At 68.2% G+C, this 3,680-nt stretch carries 2 protein-coding genes and 1 pseudogene; 1 reads left to right on the forward strand and 2 read right to left on the reverse strand.

The features are described from left to right. Positions 1-280: 280 nt before the first annotated feature. Both QH283_RS26860 and QH283_RS26865 read right to left on the reverse strand, forming a co-directional pair. Positions 281-1,105 (reverse strand): annotated as a pseudogene (locus QH283_RS26860) (glutamate ABC transporter substrate-binding protein); the annotation flags it as partial. A 53-nt stretch (positions 1,106-1,158) separates the two neighbouring features. Next, entirely contained in the window at positions 1,159-1,887 is a 729-nt protein-coding gene (locus QH283_RS26865) for an amino acid ABC transporter ATP-binding protein (protein WP_280505726.1), read from the reverse strand. 319 nt (positions 1,888-2,206) lie between these two features. Here QH283_RS26865 and miaB point away from each other — a divergent pair. Next, on the forward strand, positions 2,207-3,680 hold a 1,474-nt coding region (gene miaB, locus QH283_RS26870; protein WP_432420784.1), incomplete at its 3' end, for a tRNA (N6-isopentenyl adenosine(37)-C2)-methylthiotransferase MiaB.

The raw sequence follows: 3,680 nt of genomic DNA on the forward strand, positions 1-3,680 counted from the left end.
AGGGGTGGAGAACAGGTCGAGTCGGACGGGCCCGACGCGCAGTACCCGGTGGGGTGCCGGGTTGCCGTAAATAGACGCCCAATCCAACCCCCATGCGAGGGTGGACCACGACACCTGGCAGCGGGCCTCATCGTGTGTCCCGGCGCGAGCGTAGCTATATCGCCGATAGGGACGGAGGTGGTGGGATGCCGATCCTCGAACAGGTAGAAACACCCACAGTGTCGCCGGACACTGTGCCGGTACCGAGGTCTCCGTAACCGCGGAGCCGCATCTCCTCGGTAAGCGTGGGGTCCGCGGGCGACGGGGTGAAGTCGGCGGCGCCGACGTTCTCCTGCAGCGCCTGTTCCCAGGCGCCGGAGGAGATCATCTCCTCGATCGCGTCGTTGATCTTGTCGCGGGCCTCCTGGTCGCCCTTGGCCAGGCCGATGCCGTAGTTCTCCACGGTGAAGGTCTCGCCGACGACCTTCAGCTGGCCGGGGGACTGGGCGGCGAAACCCGCCAGGATGATGTCGTCGGTGGTCACCGCGTCCACCGACCCGTTGCGCAGCGCCTCCACGCACAGCGAGTAGGTGTCGAACTCCTGCAGTTGGACGTCGTTGGCGTACTTGTCCTTGACGTTCTGCGCCGGGGTCGAACCCTTCACCGAGCACAGCTTCTTGTTGCCGTTGAGCGATTCGGGGCCGGTGATGTCGGTGTTGTCGGCCCGCACCAGCAGGGACTGGCCCGCCACGTAGTAGGGGCCCGCGAAGTCGACCTTCTCCTTGCGCTTGTCGGTGATGGAGTAGGTGGCGACGATGAAGTCGACCTGGCCGTTCTCGATCAGCGTCTCGCGCTGGGCGGAGGGGGCCTCCTTGAAGGTGATGTTCTCCTTCGCCACACCGAGCTTGCCCGCCACGTACTCGGCGACCGCCACGTCGAAGCCGGTGAAGGTGCCGTCCTTGGTACGCAGGCCAAGGCCGGGCTGGTCGTACTTGATGCCGATGGTCAGCTTGCCCTCCTCGGCGTGGTCGAGGGCGCTGCCCTCGTCGCCGCCACCGCAGCCGGACGCGGCCAGGGCCAGGGCGAGCGCCCCGACGCCGAAACGAAGTGCACGGGTGATCCTCATCGAGTTCCTAACTCCTTGTGTGATTTTCGCTGCCGTGTTCCGGGCGGAGAGGCTCAGTGGCTGAGAATCTTGCCCAGGAAGTCCTTGGCTCGTTCGGATTTCGGTGTCGTGAAGAAGGTTTCCGGGTCGGTGTCCTCGACGATCGCGCCGTCGGCCATGAACAGCACCCGGTCACCCGCGCGCCGGGCGAAGCCCATCTCGTGGGTGACCACCAGCATGGTCATGCCTTCCTTGGCGAGGGAGACCATGACGTCGAGGACCTCGTTGACCATCTCCGGGTCGAGCGCGGAGGTCGGCTCGTCGAACAGCATGACCTTGGGGTTCATCGCCAGGGCGCGGGCGATGGCCACGCGCTGCTGCTGACCGCCGGACAGCTGGGCCGGATACTTGTCGGCCTGGTTGGCGATGCCGACGCGTTCGAGCAGTTCCATCGCGCGTGTGCGCGCCTGCTCCTTCTTGATCTTGCGCACCTTCACCGGGGCGAGCGAGACGTTCTCGAGGATCGTCTTGTGCGCGAACAGGTTGAACGACTGGAAGACCATGCCGACGTCGGCGCGCAGCGCGGCCAGCGCCTTGCCCTCGGCGGGCAGCGGGACGCCGTCCACGGCGATGGAGCCGGTATCGATCGGCTCCAGCCGGTTGATGGTGCGGCACAGCGTCGATTTGCCGGAGCCCGACGGGCCGAGCACGATGACCACCTGCCCGCGCGGGACCTCGAGGTTGATGTCGCGCAGCACGTGCAGCTTGCCGAAGTGCTTGTCCACGGCCCGCATCGAGATCATCGGCGGAGCGGAATCGGTGGCCCTGTGCTCGGCTTCGGCGCCCGTCGATACAGCGTTCTTCGAATCAGCGGGTTCCGGTTTCGGGTCGTCGCCGGTCGTGCCGGTCGGTGCGGCGGCATCGCTCATGGTCATCGACCTTAAGGGGAAATCGACGATTTGCCCCGCTTTCAGCGACACGCCGAAGCGGCACGCCGCGCCGTCACCGCCTCGTAACGCGCCTGTGGGATCGCAGCCCCGCCCGCCGGGCCTGCGCGGATGCCCTGTCCGGCCCATCCGCGCACCCCCGTACCCTGGACGGGTGGAATCGATCGGACAGGTGATGAACGGAGAACGCAGCTACGAGATCCGCACCTTCGGCTGCCAGATGAACGTGCACGATTCCGAACGCTTGTCCGGCCTGCTGGAGGACGCGGGTTACGTCAAGGCCGCTCCCGGCGCGACCGCCGATCTCGTGGTCTTCAACACCTGCGCGGTCCGCGAGAACGCCGACAACAAGCTCTACGGCACGCTCGGCCATCTCGCCCCGGTGAAGGCGGGCAGGCCGGGCATGCAGATCGCGGTCGGCGGCTGCCTGGCGCAGAAGGACCGCGAGACCGTGGTGCGCAAGGCGCCGTGGGTGGACGTGGTGTTCGGCACGCACAACATCGGCTCGCTGCCGGTGCTGCTCGAGCGTGCCAGGCACAACGAGCAGGCCCAGGTGGAGATCCTGGAGTCGCTCGAGGCGTTCCCCTCGACCCTGCCCGCCAAGCGGGAGTCCGCCTATGCGGGCTGGGTGTCGATCTCGGTGGGCTGCAACAACACCTGCACCTTCTGCATCGTGCCCTCGCTGCGCGGCAAGGAGGTCGACCGCCGCCCCGGCGACGTGCTCGCCGAGGTGCAGGCGCTGGTCGACCAGGGCGTGCTCGAGGTCACCCTGCTCGGCCAGAACGTCAACTCCTACGGCGCCTCGTTCGCCGATCCCGACGAGCCGCGCGACCGTGGCGCCTTCGCCAAGCTGCTGCGCGCCTGCGGCCGCATCGATGGCCTGGAGCGGGTGCGTTTCACCTCGCCGCATCCGGCGGAGTTCACCGACGACGTGATCGAGGCGATGGCCGAGACGCCCAACATCTGCCCGCAGCTGCACATGCCGTTGCAGTCCGGCTCCGACCGGGTGCTCAAGGCGATGCGCCGTTCCTACCGCAAGGCGCGCTATCTGGGCATCATCGAGAAGGTGCGCGCGGCCATGCCGCACGCGGCCATCACCACCGACATCATCGTCGGCTTCCCCGGTGAGACCGAGGAGGACTTCCAGCAGACCCTGGACGTGGTGCGTCAGGCGCGGTTCACCAGCGCGTTCACCTTCCAGTACTCCAAGCGGCCCGGCACCCCCGCCGCCGAGATGGACGGCCAGCTGCCCAAGCAGGTGGTGCAGGAACGCTACGACCGGTTGATCGCGCTGCAGGAGGAGATCTCGCTGGCGGCAAACCAGGAGTTGATCGGCACCGAGGTCGAGCTGCTGGTGGCCGAGGGCTCGGGCAAGAAGAACGCCGCCACCGCCCGCATGAGCGGGCGGGCCCGCGACGGCAGGCTGGTGCACTTCCGTCCCGGCGGCACCGCCGAGCCGATCCGCCCGGGCGACCTGGTCACCGTGGACATCACCGCGGCCGCCCCGCACCACCTGATCGCGGACTCGCCCGTGGGCGGCCCCCGCCCCCCCCATAACCGAGGTGGTGGTGGTCCGGGCGGCGTTGACGAGCCCCGCGCCGCCCCGGGTGGGCGCGCCCCCGCGGTCGGGGGCGGCGGTGGTGATATAC

It is taken from the genome of Nocardia farcinica (assembly GCF_029867845.1).
Taxonomy (GTDB): Bacteria; Actinomycetota; Actinomycetes; order Mycobacteriales; family Mycobacteriaceae; genus Nocardia; species Nocardia farcinica_A.